The sequence below is a fragment of the Nonomuraea sp. NPDC004702 genome, from assembly GCF_053601695.1.
The window spans coordinates 159062-175776 of sequence record NZ_JBSGCE010000012.1 but is presented as its reverse complement, the minus strand read 5'-3'; the positions used below and the strand labels follow the sequence as shown (position 1 = coordinate 175776).

The 16715-nt window shown below is 72.6% G+C and carries 16 protein-coding genes; 2 read left to right on the top strand and 14 right to left on the bottom strand.

Annotated elements, in window-relative coordinates:
• Window positions 1-9 precede the first annotated feature (9 nt).
• Both ACWEJ6_RS17975 and ACWEJ6_RS17970 read left to right on the top strand, forming a co-directional pair.
• Window positions 10-633, top strand: coding sequence for a TetR/AcrR family transcriptional regulator (locus ACWEJ6_RS17975; protein ID WP_452424731.1), 624 nt, complete (start codon window positions 10-12; stop codon window positions 631-633).
• Window positions 633-1574 carry a hypothetical protein gene (locus ACWEJ6_RS17970; protein WP_452424729.1) on the top strand — a complete coding sequence of 314 codons (942 nt, stop codon included), beginning with the start codon at window positions 633-635 and terminating at the stop codon, window positions 1572-1574. The genes ACWEJ6_RS17975 and ACWEJ6_RS17970 overlap by 1 nt, the downstream gene beginning before the upstream one ends.
• Here the strand turns inward: ACWEJ6_RS17970 and ACWEJ6_RS17965 are convergent.
• The 14 genes from ACWEJ6_RS17965 to ACWEJ6_RS17900 form a co-directional block, all read right to left on the bottom strand.
• Complete coding sequence (locus ACWEJ6_RS17965) at window positions 1555-2319, bottom strand: class I SAM-dependent methyltransferase (RefSeq protein ID WP_452424727.1); 765 nt, start codon at window positions 2317-2319, stop codon at window positions 1555-1557. The genes ACWEJ6_RS17970 and ACWEJ6_RS17965 overlap by 20 nt on opposite strands.
• A complete protein-coding gene (locus ACWEJ6_RS17960; RefSeq protein WP_352323051.1) occupies window positions 2319-2999 on the bottom strand; it encodes a DUF4191 domain-containing protein in 681 nt (226 codons plus the stop codon). Before ACWEJ6_RS17960 ends, ACWEJ6_RS17965 begins: the two co-directional genes overlap by 1 nt.
• 57 nt (window positions 3000-3056) lie before the next feature.
• The gene (locus tag ACWEJ6_RS17955; RefSeq protein WP_452424725.1) at window positions 3057-5402 is read right to left on the bottom strand and encodes a glycoside hydrolase family 3 C-terminal domain-containing protein; all 2346 of its coding nucleotides are present in this window, start codon (window positions 5400-5402) and stop codon (window positions 3057-3059) included.
• Between the two features lie 67 nt (window positions 5403-5469).
• Window positions 5470-6261, bottom strand: coding sequence for an alpha/beta fold hydrolase (locus ACWEJ6_RS17950; protein ID WP_452424723.1), 792 nt, complete (start codon window positions 6259-6261; stop codon window positions 5470-5472).
• On the bottom strand, window positions 6258-6641 hold the full coding sequence (locus tag ACWEJ6_RS17945; RefSeq protein ID WP_387666083.1) for a VOC family protein: 384 nt from the start codon (window positions 6639-6641) through the stop codon (window positions 6258-6260). Before ACWEJ6_RS17945 ends, ACWEJ6_RS17950 begins: the two co-directional genes overlap by 4 nt.
• A gap of 96 nt (window positions 6642-6737) precedes the next feature.
• Window positions 6738-7694, bottom strand: a complete 957-nt coding sequence (locus ACWEJ6_RS17940; protein ID WP_387666085.1) for an AraC-like ligand-binding domain-containing protein — start codon at window positions 7692-7694, stop codon at window positions 6738-6740.
• A gap of 113 nt (window positions 7695-7807) precedes the next feature.
• A complete protein-coding gene (gene lipA, locus ACWEJ6_RS17935; protein WP_352353393.1) occupies window positions 7808-8737 on the bottom strand; it encodes a lipoyl synthase in 930 nt (309 codons plus the stop codon).
• A 42-nt stretch (window positions 8738-8779) separates the two neighbouring features.
• Window positions 8780-9763, bottom strand: coding sequence for a M48 family metallopeptidase (locus ACWEJ6_RS17930; protein WP_452424720.1), 984 nt, complete (start codon window positions 9761-9763; stop codon window positions 8780-8782).
• A 56-nt stretch (window positions 9764-9819) separates the two neighbouring features.
• Window positions 9820-10512 carry a lipoyl(octanoyl) transferase LipB gene (lipB, locus tag ACWEJ6_RS17925; RefSeq protein ID WP_358294179.1) on the bottom strand — a complete coding sequence of 231 codons (693 nt, stop codon included), beginning with the start codon at window positions 10510-10512 and terminating at the stop codon, window positions 9820-9822.
• A 37-nt stretch (window positions 10513-10549) separates the two neighbouring features.
• A complete protein-coding gene (locus tag ACWEJ6_RS17920) occupies window positions 10550-11287 on the bottom strand; it encodes a Type 1 glutamine amidotransferase-like domain-containing protein (RefSeq protein ID WP_358294177.1) in 738 nt (245 codons plus the stop codon).
• Between the two features lie 36 nt (window positions 11288-11323).
• Window positions 11324-12217 carry a TIGR01777 family oxidoreductase gene (locus tag ACWEJ6_RS17915; protein ID WP_452424718.1) on the bottom strand — a complete coding sequence of 298 codons (894 nt, stop codon included), beginning with the start codon at window positions 12215-12217 and terminating at the stop codon, window positions 11324-11326.
• 65 nt (window positions 12218-12282) lie between these two features.
• Window positions 12283-13746 (bottom strand): 2-oxoglutarate dehydrogenase, E2 component, dihydrolipoamide succinyltransferase, encoded by a 1464-nt coding sequence (gene sucB, locus ACWEJ6_RS17910; protein ID WP_397162258.1) that lies wholly within the window; start codon window positions 13744-13746, stop codon window positions 12283-12285.
• A 38-nt stretch (window positions 13747-13784) separates the two neighbouring features.
• Window positions 13785-15149, bottom strand: a complete 1365-nt coding sequence (gene lpdA / locus ACWEJ6_RS17905; RefSeq protein ID WP_358294172.1) for a dihydrolipoyl dehydrogenase — start codon at window positions 15147-15149, stop codon at window positions 13785-13787.
• Window positions 15150-15200: 51 nt separating this feature from the next.
• Entirely contained in the window at window positions 15201-16670 is a 1470-nt protein-coding gene (locus ACWEJ6_RS17900; protein WP_358294170.1) for a leucyl aminopeptidase, read from the bottom strand.
• Between the last annotated feature and the right edge of the window lie 45 nt (window positions 16671-16715).

The following is a 16715-nucleotide window of genomic DNA, read 5'->3' as shown; positions in this document are numbered from 1 at the left end:
CGTGGAGTCATGATGGCGGGGCTCAGGGAGCGCAAGAAGGAGCAGACGCGGCGGCGCATCGCGGAGACGGCTCTGCGGCTGTTCGCCGAGCGCGGCTACGACGCGGTGACGGTCAACGAGATCGCCGAGGCGGCCGGGGTCGCGAAGGTCACGCTGTTCGCGTACTTCCCCAGCAAGGAGTGCCTGGCCCTCGACGGCGTCACGGAGGACACGGCCGCGATCGTGGCGGGCCGGGCGCCGGGCGTCTCGCCGCTCGGCGCGCTGCGCGAGCACTACCGGACGATGGCCGCCCAGGGGGCGCGGGACGTGGACGTGGAGGGGCTGCTGACCCGCGTCCGGGTGATCGCGGCCACCCCGGCGCTGCTGGCGGCCGTCCAGCAGACCCATGCGGGGGAGCGGCACGCGCTGGCCGCGGCGCTGGGCGAGGCCGTGGGCGCGCCCGCGGGCGACCTGACCGCCCAGCTCATGGCGGCCCAGATCACCGCCACGATCACCACGCTGCAGGAGGCGTTCTTCCACCGGCTCGCCTCGGGGGGCTCGCTGGAGGAGGCGGGCCGGCTGCTGGCGGACGACGTCGAGACGGCCTTCGATCTCCTCGAAAACGGCTTTTCATCCATAAAAGGGGAAAAATAGTGATAAAAGGGATTAACTATGACACCGGGTTTCTGAACGGCCCGCAGCTCAGCCGCCGGACCTTCGATCCCGACGTCGTCGCCCGCGAGATGCGGGTGATCGCCGACGAGCTCCACTGCACGGCCGTCCGCGTCTCCGGCGGCGATCCCGACCGGCTCTCCGTCGCGGCCGAGCGGGCCGCGGCGGCCGGTCTGGAGGTGTGGTTCGCGCCCTTCCCCGTGGACGCCACCCCCGAGCAGGCCGTCGCCCTCTACGCCGACTGCGCCGCGCGCGCCGAGTCCCTGCGCCGCACCGGCGCCGAGGTGGTGCTGGTCGCCGGGTGCGAGACCAGCGCGTTCTGCCACGGTTTCATCCCCGGCGCCACGTACGGCGAGCGCCTGCAGGCCATGACGACGGCCGACCTCGCCTGGTGGCAGACGACGGCCGCCGACGTCGCGCCCCGCTTCAACGCCTTCCTGGCCGAGGCCGCCGCGGCGGTCAGGGCCCGGTTCGGCGGCCGGCTCACGTACGCGTCGGGCCCCTGGGAGTTCGTCGACTGGACGCCCTTCGACATCGTCGGCGTCGACGCCTACCGCGCCGCCCACAACGCCGCCGACTTCCCCGCGGAGGTGCGCGCCCACTTCGCCCACGGCAAGCCGGTGGCCGCCACCGAGTTCGGCACCTGCGCCTACAAGGGCGCGGGGGAGCGGGGCGGCTCGGCGTACCTGGTGCCCGAGGGGGCCGTGCCCGACGAGGGCGAGCAGGTCCGCTACTTCGCGGAGTTGCTCGACGTCTTCGAGGCCGAGGGCCTGGCGGCCGCGTTCTGGTTCACCTTCGCCGCCTACAACCGGCGCGGCGCCGACGATCTCGGCTCCTACGGCGTGGTCAGGATGCTCGACGAGACCCGCTGGGAGCCCAAGGAGGTCTTCGCGGCCCTGGCGGCTAGGTATTCGCGCAGGTGAAGATGGCCGTGCCGGGGATGTGCCGGCCGCGCAGCGGGCTCCAGCCGCCCCACGCCCGCTCGTGCCCCTGCGGCCACTCCGGCTCCAGCAGGCCGGTGAGGGTCAGCCCGGAGGCGGCCAGCAGGCCGATCCAGTCGCCCATCGTGCGGTGGTGCTCGACGTAGGAGGGGGTGCCGTCGTCGTCCCGCTCGATGTAGGGCGAGCGGTCGAAGTAGGAGCGGTCGGAGGTGAGCCCGCGCGGGCCGGGATCGTCGGGGAAGGCCCACCGGATCGGGTGGCTCACCGAGAACACGAACCGGCCGCCCGGCCGCAGCACCCGGCGCACCTCGCGGAAGACCGCCAGCGGGTCGGCCACGAACGGCAGCGCCCCGTACGCCGAGCAGGCCAGGTCGAAGGCGTCGGACGCGTACGGCAGCGACTCGGCGTCGGCCTGCGCCACGGGCACGCGCAGGCCGGTGTCGAGGTCGATGCGCTGGGAGTGGCGCAACTGCCGGTGGGAGATGTCGAAGGCGGCCACCCGGGCCCCCTGCGTCACCAGCCACCGCGCGCACTGCGCCGCGCCGCAGCCGATCTCCAGCACCCGCCGGCCGCGCACCTCGCCCAGGAGATGCGCCTCGGCCTCGTCGACGCCCTCGGGGCACCAGACGAACCCGGTGTCCCGCAGGAAGCCGCCGTGCTCGACCTGGTAGTCGTCGGCGTTGCCGTCCCACCAGTGGCGGTTGGCCCGCGAGGAGACCGACAGCACTAGCGCATCTTCGGGCCGCGCGGCATGCGGGCCCCCTTGGGCATCGGGCCCTTGGGCATCGGCAGGTTCTTCGGCAGCGAGCGCAGCCGGTCCTTGACCTCGTTGACCGAGGGCTTCTTCAGGTTGCGCGGCAGCTTCATGATGTGCCGCTGGAGCTTGGCGATCGGCACCTGGCCCTCGCCGTCGCCGCACTGGATGTCGTAGATCTCGACGCCCAGCACCACGCGCGCGACCCGCTTCTTCTCGGCCGCGAGCATCTTGGCCACCCGGTTGCCCGGCCCCTCGGAGACCAGCACGACCCCCGGGAAGCCGACGACGAGGTGGACCAGGTCCTGGTCACGGTTGACGGCGATGGCCGGGGTGACCTGCCAGTTGCCCCGCATGCCCTGCAGGACCGCGGCGGCGGCGCCGGTCTGGCCGTGCAGGATCGAGTACTGGGCCTTCTGGGCGAGCTGGCCGAAGACGACCAGCCCGACGGTGAGCGCGGCCAGGACGCCGATGAACACCGAATACCACAGGTAGTCCGTGACCAGGCCGATCACGACGACCACAGCCAGCGTGCCCACCGCCGAGAGGAAGACGATCGGCATCCCCTTGGGATTGGCCTGCTTGATGATCTGCGCGATCATGCGGAGCTGCTTGATGCGCCCCGGCTTCTCTGGATCCTCGGACTTTGCCATGCTCAGAAGGATACAAACCAACTGGTGCACTATGGAAAACGCGACCGGCCTTTGTCGCTAGATCTTCACCGTGATCGACAGCCTCGGGTCCGCGACGTGGTGCGACGCCTGGAGCGTGTACTCGCCCTCGACCGTGCGCCAGCCGTCCTCCCACACCTGGAAGGCGCTGTCGGGCAGGAACACGGTCGTGATCACGGTCTCTCCCGGCCCGGCCTCGACCACGTCGAACCCGGCCAGGCGGCGGTCGGCGCCCCGGCAGAGGTAGAGCTGCACGACCTCGCGGCCGAAGCGGTCGCCGGTGTTGGTCAGCGCGACGGTCACGGTCGTGCCCTCGGCGGCGATGGAGTCGTAGCTCCACGTCGTGTAGCCGAGGCCGTGGCCGAACCAGAAGGCCGGAGCCCGCCCCGACCGCTCCCAGGCCCGGTACCCGATGAACGCGCCCTCGTCGTAGGCCACAGCGCCGTCCACGGGGGTGACGTCCGTGACGGGGGCGTCCGCGAGCGTGGCGGGCCAGGTGGTGGGCAGGCGGCCGCCGGGCTCGGCGCGGCCCGACAGCACGTCGGCCAGCGCTGACCCGGCCTCCTGCCCGGGGAACCAGGTCAGCAGCACGGCCGCGACCTCGTCCGCCCACGGCATCTCCACCGGCGAGCCCGCGTTGACCACGACCACCGTGCGCGGGTTGGCCGCGGCCACGGCGCGGATCAGCTCGTCCTGGCGGCCGGGGAGCGCCAGGGTCTCGCGGTCGAAGCCCTCGCTCTCGACCTCCGGCGTGGTCGAGGCCACGACCACCGCCACGTCGCTGTCCGCCGCCACCCGCACGGCCTCGGCGATCAGCTCGTCCGCCCCCGGCGCCGGGTCGGCGTGGCCCAGCGTGTACGCCACGAACGCCATGCCCCCGAAGGCCCCCGCCGGATGCGTCACGCTCAGCTCGTACGACTCGCCCGCGGCCATCTCGACGGCGAAGCGCCGCTCCGGCGGCGACAGGAACGCGGCCGCCGGATCGCCCCCTTCCGGCTCGATCGTCACGTCGAGGACGGTCTCGCCGTTCACCGTGACGGTGAAGGCGCCCACGCCCGCCACCGACAGCTCGTGCCGGCCCGACGTGCCCGGCGTGTACGCCGCCCGCAGCCGCACCGCCCCGAGCCGCTCGCCGTCCACGTCCGGCGGCAGCTGGCCGACCCACCGCGCCTCGGCCGCCGCCAGCGGATGCTCGGCCAGCAGGCCGCCGCCCGCGTCGAGGAACTGCGCCACGACCGGGCAGGCCAGCGGCGCCAGGCGGATCCGCGGGTCGGTCCCGACGGCGTGCCGGACCTCCACGCCCTCCAGCGCGCTCAGCCCGGCCAGCGGCGAGACGATCCGGTCGGGGAAGACCTGGGCGCTGCCGCCGCCCATGACCCGGGCCTCGCCGGCCGCCGAGCCGATGAGCGCGAGCGTGCGCACGTCCCGCAGCGGCAGCACGCCGTCGTTGGTGAGCAGGGTGAACCCGCGCGCGGCCACCTCGCGGGCCAGCGCGAGTCCGTCGATGACGCCGGGGGCGGGCCGGTCCTCGCCGCCGCCGAGCGCGCCCGTGCGCCGGGCCAGCCGCAGGACGCGCCGGACCTTGTCGTCGACCGCCGACTCGGGCACCCGTCCCTCCCGGACGGCGGCCTCCAGCTTGTCCCCCCACGGGCCGAACGGGCCGGGCATGGCCACGTCGGTGCCGCCGAGGGCGGCGGCCTCGGTGCTGCGCACGGCCGTCCAGTCGGACACGACGAGCCCGTCGAACCCCCACTCGTCCTTCAGCACGCCGTTGACCAGGGCGGAGTGCTCGGTCATGGTGGTGCCGTTCACCGCGTTGTAGGCCGTCATCAGCCCCCACGCGCCGGCCCGCACCACCCGCTCGAACGGCCGCAGGTACACCTCGCGCAGCGTCTTCTCGTCGACCCGCACGTCCACGGTGAAGCGGTCGGTCTCGAAGTCGTTGGCCACGAAGTGCTTGGGCGTGGTGGCCACGCCGCCCTCCTGCACGCCCTCGACGTAGGCTGCGCCGATCTCGCCGGTCAGGTACGGATCCTCCGAGAAGCACTCGAAGTGCCGGCCGCCGAGCGGGGAGCGGTGCAGGTTGATCGTGGGCGCGAGCAGCACGTGCACGCCCTTGCGCCGGGCCTCCTGGGCCAGCAGCGCGCCGGCCCGCCGGACGAGCTCCACGTCCCAGGTGGCCGCGAGCGCGGTCGGGCTGGGCAGCGCGATCGACGGGTCGGCGGACGTCCACTGCTCGCCGCGGACGCCGATCGGGCCGTCGCTCATCACGAGCCGGTCGAGACCGATCTCGGGGATCGGCGGAAGGGACCACATGCCGGCCCCGGTGAGCAGGCGGATCTTGGTGGGGAGGTCGAGCCGGGCGATCAGTTCGTCGAGTTCCACGGCATCAGTGTTCACCAGAAAACCGAGCACTCGATAGGTTTGTGACCTTTACGTTACGCAAAGCCTGTCACCGGGCGAAGAACTCCAGCAACTCGGGCACCAGCGCCTCCGGCGTCACGGCGTGGGCCTGCTCCTCCAGCACCCGGTGCCGCGCCCCCGGCACGCCCGCCGCGACCGCCAGCGCCGCGCCCGCCATCCACCGGGGGCTCCGCTCCCCGCTCAGCACCAGCAGCGGCTGTGCGATCGCGGCCAGCGTGGCGGCCGGCAGCCGGTTGCCCGGCCCGAGGACGGCGGCCTCGTAGGCCAGCGTGCGGGCCACGCCCTTGAGGTGCGCCCACGATGCGTCGGCCCGCATCGCGGCCACGGCCCGGGCCGGCACCTCGGCCGCCTCCACCATGAACCGCTCGACCGCCTCCTCCCAGCGGCCCGCGTCCACCAGCGCGTCGAGCTGCGCGGCGAAGTCGTCCGGCAGCGGGGGAGCGTCCGCGTCCACGTGGTACGGCGGCTCCCACACCGCCACCCTCGTGATGCCGAGGCCCCGGGCGGCGGCCTCCAGCACGAGCGCCGCGCCGGACGAGCCCCCGAACACCATGGCCGTCCCGCCTGCCGCCCCGATCACCGCCGCCAGGTCCTCGATCTCCCGCTCGACCGCGTACGGCCGGGTGTCGCCGCTGCCGCCCCGGCCCCTGCGGTCGTAGTTGACGACCGTGAACCAGGGCGCCAGCGCGGCGGCCACGCCCGCCAGCGTGGGGTGCGCCCGGTCGCCGAACGCGCCGTTGACCAGCACGACCGCGGGCCCGGCGCCGTAGCTGTCGTAGGCCAGCACGGTGCCGTCCGCCGAGGTGGCGTGGCCGTTCACGCGGGCTGGACCAGGCAGAGGGCCTCCCAGTGGTGCCCGTCGAGGTCGGCGAAGCCGCGCTGGTAGCGGAACCCGGCCTCCTGCGGCACGCCGGCCGGGGTGGCGCCGAGCGCGAGCGCCTTGTCCACCAGCTCGTCCACCTGGGCCGGGTTCTCCATGCCGAGCACCAGGATGGCCTCGGTGCTGGTGGTGGCGTCGGCGATCTCCTTGGTGACGTACGTCGAGAACGTCGGCTCGGTGAGCAGCATGACCTGGGTCTGCTCGTTGACGAGCACCGAGGCCATGCCCTCGGCCATGCCGTACATCGTGAAGCCGAGCTCGGTGAAGAACTTCTGCGACCGGTCCAGGTCCTTGACCGGAAGGTTGAGGAAGAGCTGCATGTCGTGCTCCTAGGCATCTGGGGTGTTTTGGAACACCTTCAGTCTGCTGGCCACGACCCCGCGCGTCTTGGATCCCCGTGCCAGGACGGTTGACGTTCAGCGCACGGGGTTGGCGCGCCGGAACTCGGCCGGCGGCAGCCCGTACGCCCGCTTGAACAGCCTGCTGAAGTGCGCCGAGTCGGGCAGCCCCCACCGCGCCCCGACCTCGCCGACCGGCAGGTGCCGGGCGCCCAGCAGGTCGGCGCGGCAGCGCTCCAGCCGCCGGTGCCTGATCCAGGCGGCCACCGTCGTGTTCTCGGACTCGAACAGCCGGTGCAGGTAACGCACCGAGACGTGGTGCGCCTCGGCCACCATCGCCGGATCGAGGTCGGACCAGCCCAGACGCTGGTCGATGAAGGCGCGTATGCGCAGCAGCAGGGCGCGGCGGCGGGCGTCCTCGGGCACCGCGGCGGCCTGCTCGGCCCGCTCGGCCAGGGCCGTGGTGACCAGGTCCATCACCACCGTCGCCAGCCTGGCCGCGCTGGCCGGGGTGTAGTCGTCGTAGTCCTCGGTGACCCGGCGCAGCAGCGGCACGGCCAGCGCGCCGGCGCCCTCGCGCGCCGAGACGGGCACCGCGGTCAGCCGGGCCACGTCGTCGTACGGCAGCGGCAGCAGCTCGTGCGGGAAGCTGAACACCGCCAGCTGCACGGCCGAGTCGTAGGCGATCTCGTAGGGGCGGGTGAAGTCGTAGATGGCGAACTCGCCCTTGTCCAGGCGGATCTCGCGGCCGTCCTGGCGCAGCACCGGGCTGCCCGAGACGGCCAGCACGGCCCGGTAGAGCTCGGGGTTGTCGCGGTGGATCAACTTCGCCGTGCGGTGGACGCTGTGCGGCGTGGACGTGCGCACCCGGCCCACGCCCACGGGGCCTAATTGCCCCAGCTCGATCTCGCCCCGCAGCGGCGCGCCGGAATCGATGCGCAGATCGAGCGGCCCGAGCGTGTCGCAGACGATGCCGCGCCAGGCGTCGTGACGGCTGCGCGCGGGCAGGTCGCTGGTGCGGATCACGGTCGCCATGGCCTCGCCCTCCCTCGGCAGCCCTGCCATGCTAGGGACGCGAAAAGCCCCGGGCAACGGCCCGGGGCTCCGCTCAAGCAAGATCAGGCGGGATCGGCTGGGGTCAGCCTGGATCAGGTGGTCTGGCGGGCCGCGATGGCCTGCTGGTAGAGCCTGCCCGCGCGGTACGACGAGCGCACCAGCGGCCCCGACAGCACCCCGGCGAACCCGATCGCCTCGGCCTCGGCCTGCAGCTCGACGAACTCCTCCGGCTTGACCCAGCGCTCCACCGGGTGGTGGCGCGGCGTCGGCCGCAGGTACTGGGTGATCGTCAGCAGGTCGGTGCCGGCGGCGTGCAGGTCGCGCATCGCCTCGACGATCTCTTCGCGGGTCTCGCCCATGCCCAGGATCAGGTTGGACTTGGTGACCAGCCCGGCCTCGCGGGCCGTCGTGATCACCCCGAGCGAACGCTCGTAGCGGAAGGCGGGGCGGATGCGCTTGAAGATGCGCGGCACCGTCTCGACGTTGTGGGCGAACACCTCGGGCTTGCTGGAGAAGACCTCCTCCAGCTGGTCGCGGTTGCCGTTGAAGTCGGGCACCAGCAGCTCGACGCCGCAGCCGGGCAGCAGGGAGTGGATCTGCCGGGCGGTCTCGGCGTAGAGCCAGGCGCCGCCGTCGGGCAGGTCGTCGCGGGCCACGCCGGTCACGGTCGCGTAGCGCAGGCCCATCTGCTGGACGGACTCGGCGACCCGGCGCGGCTCGTCGCGGTCGTATTCCTTGGGCTTGCCCGTGTCGATCTGGCAGAAGTCGCACCGGCGGGTGCACTGGTCGCCGCCGATGAGGAAGGTCGCCTCGCGGTCTTCCCAGCACTCGTAGATGTTGGGACAGCCCGCCTCTTCACAGACCGTGTGCAGGCCCTCCCGGCGCACGAGCGATTTCAGCTCGGTGTATTCGGGGCCCGTCTTCAGCTTGGTCTTGATCCACGGGGGCTTGCGCTCGATAGGGGTCTCGGCGTTGCGCACCTCCAGGCGGAGGAGCTTTCGGCCATCAGGAGCAACGGTCACCCGTCCAGCTTACGTCCGCCGCGGAACCGGACCGGTCGAGGGTCAGGTGATGAGCCCGAAGCCGCGGATCGCCCTGGTGTAGTGGCGCAGCAGCTCCTCGTCGATCAGCGCGGACCCGGCGGTGTCCAGCAGCTCCGAGTGCGGCGCCGAGGTCAGCACGCCGTCGTCGGTGAGCCGGTGGCGGGCCAGCGCGCCCTGCCTGATCTCGGTGACGCTCTCGCCGCGCAGCGCCGCGGCCTGGATGGGCGCCAGGTAGCCGCCGGCGGCCAGGCCGCGCAGCTCGTCCAGCTCGGCCTCGGACACGACCCGCCGGGCGATCGCCTCCCGCCGCTGCTCGGCACGGGGCCGCCCGGCGCGGGCCAGCGCCGTCAGCGCGTACTCCGCCAGCAGCACCGGGCCGCCCAGCACCCGCCCGATCATCCGGCCGAAGAACCCCGCCGCCTCGTACGTCGTGCCGGGCTGGTCGATCGCGCCCAGCGACGAAGCGGCGATCTTGGCCTGGGCCTCCTCCCTGATCTTCAGCGGAGCGCTCGACCCGAGCAGCGCGTCGTGCCAGGAGGCCAGCGTGAACAGGGCGCCGTCCACGATCAGCTCCTCGGCGGCGGGGGTGCGCGCGTACGCGGTGGCCAGCAGCGCCACCCGCTGCCGCGGCGTCAGGGCCAGCCACAACGGCAGCCCGATGACCAGCACCGGCGTGCGCGGCACGCCCACATGGTCATAGACGGTCTCCGTGGCCAGGTCCCGGACCGCGACCTTGCGCGGCCTCTTGACGCGGGCCCGGTCGGCCACCCGGTCGGCCAGCGAGTACAGCTCGCCGGCCGCGGCGCGGTCGAGCACCTCGGCGTCGGCCGGCAGACGGGGAAGACGGGGCCGCAGCGCCCATCCCAGGGCCAGGCTCACGCCGCCGACCAGCCACGCCACGAGGGAGTCGAGGTGCGCCAGCACGGCCCACGCGCCCAGCGCGAGGAAGGCCAGCGTGAGCAGGTGAACCAGGAGCGCGAGAACGAGAGCGGCGGAACGCTTCACACGGCGATGTTAAGCCGGAAAGATCCAGATTCAACCGCTGTTCGATGCCGATTCGGTCACCTGCGCAGCAGATCCTCCTCGTGCAGGTCGAACGGCTCCCTGCCGAGGGCGTCGGCCAGCCGCTTCTCGGCGATCGGGATGACCTCCTCGACCACGATCCGGCGGCCGGTCTCGGCCGACAGCGAGGAGACCCCCGCGTCGGGCAGCCCGCACGGCGTGATCCGGTTGAACCACCGGGGGTCGTTGGCGCAGTTGAGCGCGAACCCGTGCATCGTCACGCCGCGCGCGACGCGGATGCCGACCGCGCCGAGCTGCCGGTCGGGCAGCCCCAGGGCGACGTCGCCGGCCGCCCACACGCCCGGACGCCCCGGCACCCGCCGGCCGGTGACGCCGAAGTCGGCGCACACCTGGATCATCGTCTCCTCAAGGGCGCAGACGTAACGGGTCACGTCGGCGACGGCGACGATGGGGTAGGCGACGAGCTGGCCGGGGCCGTGCCAGGTGACCCGGCCGCCCCGGTCGGCGTCGACGACGGGGGTGCCGTCGGAGGGGCGGTCGCCGGGCAGGGTGCGCCTGCCCGCGGTGTAGACGGGGGCGTGCTCCAGGATCAGGACCGCGTCGCCCAGCTCGCCGGCGACCCGCTTGCCGTGCATCCAGCGCTGCAACGACCAGGCTTGCTCGTAGGGGACGTCCACACCAAGGCGGACGACGGCCAGCGCGTGGGGATCGTCCCCGTGGATGGGGCGCATGAGCCTATTGTGCCGTTCCCTCACCCTGTCCGGGTAATCAGGGGGTCAACAGGCGTGGCTCGATCCTGAACTCCTTGACGCCGTTGGCGCCGTCGTACTCCAGCCGGTACGCGTACGCCCGCGGGTCGACCGTGACCGCCTGGATGAACTCGGTGCCCACGTAGTGCAGGGCGACGCCCTCGTCGGCGGCGTACCCGCCGGGCAGCTCGCCGGAGGCGACCGACTCCTGCAGCAGCGGGCGGCGCTGCGGCTCGGCGTTGTAGTGGACCCCGCACGAGTACGGCAGCAGCGCGAGCCCGTCGGCCCACGGACGCAGCGCCGGGCCGAAGGAGTCGGTGTTGCCGCCCACGTGCCAGCACAGGGCGCCCGCGCTCTGCCCGGACAGCACCACGCCGGCCCGCCAGGCCTCCTCGAAGACCTCGTCGAGGCCGTGCAGCCGCCACAACGCCATCAGGTTGGCCACGCTGCCACCGCTGACGTAGATCATGTCCTGTTCGAGCGCCCAGGCCCGCGCGTCCTCCACGTTGGGCATGGGGAAGACGGTCAGGTGGCTCAGCTCGACGTCCCAGCCGGAGAAGGCGCCGTACATCTTCAGCAGCCAGTCGGAGGAGTCGCCGACGGCGGTGGCGACCAGGCCGAGCTTGGGGCGGTCCTGGCCGGTCAGGTCGAGGCCGTACCGCAGCAACCCGCTCGCCTCGATGAAGTTGTGACGCTCGCTCGGGCGGAACGACCCGCCCCCGATGGCCAGAATGTGCGACTGCCCGGACCTGCTCATGTCGGATCTCCTGCGTGCTGAAGGACGAACGGCACCCTACAGTACGGCGCGCAGCGCCTCGTCGAGACGGGTATGCGTGAAGCCGTAGCCGCTGTCAAGCAGTTTCCGCGGGATCATGCGATGGCTCGGCAGCAGCCCCGCGCGGGCGAATTCGCCCACCCCGATGGACAGGGCGAACGCCGGTACCGGCATGGGGACTGTGCCTTTACGCAGGCATTTACCCAGAGTCCGGGTGAATTCTTCGTTGGTGACCGGAGAAGGGGACCCGAGATTGACCGGACCCTCAATATCCCGATTTTCCAGGATATGTAGTGCGGCGGCCACCCAATCGTCCAAGGAGATCCACGACCAGTACTGCCGGCCCGTCCCCAGCGGCGCGCCCAGCCCCATGCGGAAGATCGGCAGCATGCGCCCGAGCGCCCCGCCGTGCCGGCTCAGCACCATCGCCGTCCGCAGCCGCGCGACCCGGCAGCCGGCCTCGGCGGCCCGCTCGGCCTCCCGCTCCCAGCGCTCGCACAGCTCGGCCAGGAACCCCTGGCCCTTGCCCTGGCTCTCGTCGATCTCCCGGCTGCCCGTGTCGCCGTAGAAGTCGACCCCGGAGGCCGACAGCAGCACCTCGGGCGGCCTGCCGAGCGCGCGCAGGGCGTCGACCAGCAGCCGGGTGCCCTCGACGCGGCTGCGCACCAGCTCGCGCTTGTAGTCCGCGGTCCAGCGCCGGTCGCCGACCGAGGCCCCGGCCAGGTGCACCACGGCCTCGGCCCCTTCGAGCGCGGCCCGGTCGATCACCCCCGCCGAAGGGTCCCAGAAGGCCTCTCCGGGCCCCGCGGGCTCCCGCCGGACCAGGCGGACGACCTCCCGCCCCTCGTCGCGCAGCGCCCCGACCAGCGCCGTACCGATCAGGCCCGACGCCCCGGTCACGATGATCGCCATGGCCCCACAGTACGCCAAAGGCCGGGCGGCCCCCCGAAGGAGCCACCCGGCCTCATGAGCGATGACTACGCGAGCCCGAGCTGGGCCTCGAAGCGGCCCTCCTCCAGGCGACGCTTGATCGTCGTCAGGAAGCGGGCGGCGTCGGCGCCGTCGACCAGGCGGTGGTCGTAGGTCAGCGCCAGGTAGACCATCGACCGCACCGCGATGACCTCGCCCTCCGGCGTGTCGAGCACGACGGGCCGCTTGACGACCGCGCCGGTGCCGAGCATGCCCACCTGCGGCTGGTTGAGGATCGGCGTGTCGAACAGCGCGCCACGGCTGCCGGTGTTGGTCAGCGTGAACGTGCCGCCGGTGACCTCGTCGGGCGTCACCTGGTTGTTGCGGGTGCGCTCGGCCAGGTCGGTGACCTTGCGGGCGAGGCCGGCCAGGTTGAGGTCGCCGGCGTTCTTGACGACCGCCGCGAGCAGGCCGCGCTCGGTGTCGACCGCGACGCCCAGGTTCTCCACGTCGAAGTACGTGACCTCGTTGGTCTCGTTGTTGATCGTGGCGTTGAGCTTGGGGTGCTGCTTGAGCGCCTCGACGGTGGCCATCGCGAAGAACGGGGTGAAGGTCAGCTTCACGCCCTCGCGGCGGAAGAAGTCGTCCTTGGCCCGCGCCCGGAGCTGGGCGATCTTCGTGACGTCGACCTCGACGACCGACGTGAGCTGCGCCGCGGTCTGCAGCGACTCGACCATGCGCTTGGCGATGGTCTGACGCAGCCGCGTCATCTTCTCCGTACGGCCGCGCAGCGTGGTGTCCACCTCGACCGGCTCGGGCGCCGCGGCGACCGGGGCCTGGGCGGCGGCGGGAGCCGGCGCGGCGGCGGCCGGCTGGGCGGCCGGAGCCGCGGCCGGGGCGGCGGCCTGGGCGCGCTGGGACTTGGCGGCCTCCAGCACGTCCTGCTTGCGGATGCGGCCGCCGACGCCGGTGCCGTTGATCGAGTCGAGGTCGACGCCGTGCTCGTTGGCGAGCTTGCGCACCAGCGGCGTCACGTAGGGGCTGTCGCCCGAGGACGGCAGCGGCGTGGGCTCGGCGGGCTGCTGCGGGGCCGGGGCCTGCGGGGCCGGAGCCGGAGCGGCCTGCGGGGCCGGGGCCTGCGGGGCCGGAGCCGGGGCGGCCTGCTGGGGAGCGGGCTGGGCCGGGGCCGGCTGCGGGATGGAGGAGGCCGGGGGAGCCGGGGCGGGCTCGGGCTCGGGCTCCGGCTCGGGCTCGGGAGCGGCCTGCGGGGCCGGGGCGGCGGCGCCCGGCTGGGCGTTCTCGTCGATGATGGCGAGCTCGGCGCCGACCTCGACCGTCTCGTCCTCAGCCACGACGATCTTGGTGAGGACACCCGCGGAAGGCGACGGGATCTCGGTGTCGACCTTGTCGGTCGAGACCTCGAGGAGCGGCTCGTCGGCCTCGACGCGCTCGCCCTCCTTCTTCAGCCAACGGGTTACCGTGCCCTCGGTCACGCTCTCGCCGAGCTGGGGCATCTGTACGGAGACCGGCATCGTTATTCTTCTCTCGCGTTCTGATCTCGAGGGCTGGACTAGTTGTGTACGTGCAGCGGCTTGCCGGCCAGGGCCAGCATCGCCTCACCGACTGCCTCGGACTGGGTCGGATGTGCATGGATGAGCTGGGCGACCTCTGCGGGCAGCGCCTCCCAGTTGTAGATCAGCTGGCCTTCCGTGACGAGCTCGCCGATGCGCCGGCCCACCATGTGGACGCCGACGACCGGGCCGTCCTTCTGGGCGATGACCTTCACCGCTCCGGAGGTGCCGAGGATCTGGCTCTTGGGGTTGCCGGCCAGGTCGTAGACCTGCTCGACGATCTCGATGCCGCGCTCGGCGGCCTGCGCCGACGTGATGCCGACCGAGGCGACCTCGGGGTCGGAGTAGGTGATGCGGGGCACGCCGGCGTAGTCGATCGGCGGCGGGTTGAGGCCGGCGATGTGCTCGGCCACCATGATGCCCTCGGCGAACCCGGCGTGGGCCAGCTGCAACGTGGGGATCAGGTCGCCGATGGCGTAGACGCCGGGGACCGAGGTCTGGCAGTGCTCGTCGACCACGACGGCGCCGCGCTCGATGGTCACGCCCTGCTCCTCGAAGCCCATGCCGGACGACACCGCGCCGCGGCCGACCGCGACGAGCAGGAGCTCGGCGTCGAGGGTCTTGCCGTTGGCCAGGGTGACGACCACGCCCGTCTCGGTGGTCTTGGCGGAGTCGAAGAAGACGCCCAGCTCGTACTTGATGCCGCGGCGGCGGAAGGCCCGCTCCAGCAGCTTGGAGCTGGACTCCTCCTCGGTGGGCAGCAGGTGCGGCAGCGCCTCGACGATCGTGACCTCGGCGCCGAAGGAGCGGTAGACGCTGGCCAGCTCGACGCCGATCACGCCGCCGCCCAGGACGATCACCGACGACGGCACGCGGTCCATCTTCAGGGTGTGCTCGCTGGTGATGATGCGCTCGCCGTCGATCTCCAGGCCGGGCAGCGTGCGGGGGGCCGAGCCGGTGGCCAGCACGAGGTTGGCGCCCTCGTAGACCTCCGAGCCCACCTGCACGCTGCGCGGGCCCACCAGACGGCCCTCGCCCTCGACCACCGTCACGCCCGCGCCCTTGAGCAGGCCCTGGACGCCCTTCCAGGCCCGCGTGACGATCTTGTCCTTGAACGCGTGCACGCCCTGGACGTCGATGCCCTCGAAGCTCGCCTTGACGCCGAAGGACGCGCTCTCGCGCGTCTCGTCGGCGACCTCGGCCGAGTGCAGCAGGGCCTTCGTGGGGATGCATCCCCTGTGGAGGCAGGTGCCGCCGATCTTGTCCTTTTCGATGAGGACGACCGACTTGCCCAGCTCGGCCGCCCGAAGCGCGCAGGCGTAACCGCCGCTGCCGCCACCTAGGACGACGATGTCATAGGCCACAGGAAGGCTCCTTGTCGGGGTGTTCGTGATGCCGTCATCTTTTCATTTGTTTCAGATGCTCGCGTGCCGCTCTGCGAGTCCGATGAGGGTGCGGGTGATGGCGCCGGTGCCGCCCTTGGGGGTGTAGCCGTACGCCTCGCCCTTGTTGTAGGCCGGTCCGGCCATGTCGATGTGCGCCCAGCGCACCCCGTCGGGCACGAACTCCTTGAGGAAGATGGCGGCGGTGAGCATGCCGCCGAAGCGCTCGGGGTGGAGGTTGGCGATGTCGGCGACCGGCGAGTCGAGGCCCTTGCGCAGCTCCTCCGGCAGGGGCATGCCCCAGGCGCCCTCGCCCGCGGCGGTGGCGGCCTCGACGACCAGCTCGCGGACGGCGTCGTCGTTGGCCATGACGCCCGCGGTGCGCCAGCCGAGCGCGACGATCTGCGCGCCGGTCAGCGTGGCGATGTCGACGATCAGGTCGGGGTCGTCCTCGGCGGCGCGCGCGATGCCGTCCATGAGCACCAGGCGGCCCTCGGCGTCGGTGTCGAGCACCTCGACGGTCTTGCCGCTGTAGCTGTGGATGACGTCGGAGGGGCGCTGGGCGGTGCCGCTCGGCAGGTTCTCGGCCAGGCAGAGGTAGCCGACGACGTTGACCGGCAGGCCGAGCCGGGCGATGCCGACCAGCGCGCCGAGCACGGCCCCCGCGCCGCCCATGTCGGACTTCATCCAGTCCATGGCGGCCGACGGCTTGAGCGACAGGCCGCCGGAGTCGAACGTGATGCCCTTGCCCACGAACGCCAGCGTCTTGCCCGCCTCGGGGTGGCTGTAGGCGACGCGGACCAGGCGCGGCGGGTTGACCGAGCCCTGGCCGACGCCGACCAGGCCGCCGTAGCCGCCGTCCTTGAGCTGCTTCTCGTCGAGGACCTCGACGGTCAGCCCGTGCTTGGCGCCCTCCTGCTCGGCGATCTCGGCGAACTTGGCCGGCCACAGGTCGGACGGCGGCGTGTTGACCAGGTCGCGGACGAGCGAGACCGACTCGGCCAGCACGCCGGCCCGCTCGGCGGCGGACTCGCCCTGCCCGGACAGGACGGTGATCTCGGAGACGGGGGCCTTCGGCGGCTCGCCCGTGCGGTAGCGGTCGAAGCCGTACGCGCCGAGCAGCGCGCCCAGGGCGACGGCCTCGGCCTGGGCGTCGTCGTCGGCCGGCAGGGCCAGCGCGGCGCGCGCGGTGCCGGCGAGCGACCGCACGGCGGCGCCGGCGGCGCGGCGAAGGGACTCGTGGTCGGAGGAGTCGCCCAGGCCGACGGCGACGAGCACCGGGGCCTGGACGGCGCCGAACGTGGGCAGCTTGGCCAGCTCTCCGGGTTTGCCGGAGAAGCCGAGCGAGCTGAGGGAGGTGGCGAGGTTGCCGCCGAAAGCCGCGTCGAGGGACTCAGCGCCCGTGGCCGGGCGGGGGCCGTCCTGGCCGGGCCGGAAGCCGACGATCAGGGCGTCGGTGTCGACAGAGACTGGGTCTGCTGAGTTCAGCCGCACAGTGGTCACGTAAACCGATGCTATCCACGGTTTCTGCGTACTCACAAACAGGGG

Coding starts and splice junctions, on each gene's coding strand:
- ACWEJ6_RS17975 (WP_452424731.1), top strand. CDS start 10: ATGATGGCGGGGCTCAGGGAGCGCAAGAAGGAGCAGACGCGGCGGCGC.
- ACWEJ6_RS17960 (WP_352323051.1), bottom strand. CDS start 2,999: ATGGCAAAGTCCGAGGATCCAGAGAAGCCGGGGCGCATCAAGCAGCTC.
- ACWEJ6_RS17945 (WP_387666083.1), bottom strand. CDS start 6,641: ATGCAGCTCTTCCTCAACCTTCCGGTCAAGGACCTGGACCGGTCGCAG.
- ACWEJ6_RS17940 (WP_387666085.1), bottom strand. CDS start 7,694: ATGGCGACCGTGATCCGCACCAGCGACCTGCCCGCGCGCAGCCGTCAC.
- lipB (WP_358294179.1), bottom strand. CDS start 10,512: ATGCGCCCCATCCACGGGGACGATCCCCACGCGCTGGCCGTCGTCCGC.
- ACWEJ6_RS17920 (WP_358294177.1), bottom strand. CDS start 11,287: ATGAGCAGGTCCGGGCAGTCGCACATTCTGGCCATCGGGGGCGGGTCG.
- ACWEJ6_RS17915 (WP_452424718.1), bottom strand. CDS start 12,217: ATGGCGATCATCGTGACCGGGGCGTCGGGCCTGATCGGTACGGCGCTG.
- sucB (WP_397162258.1), bottom strand. CDS start 13,746: ATGCCGGTCTCCGTACAGATGCCCCAGCTCGGCGAGAGCGTGACCGAG.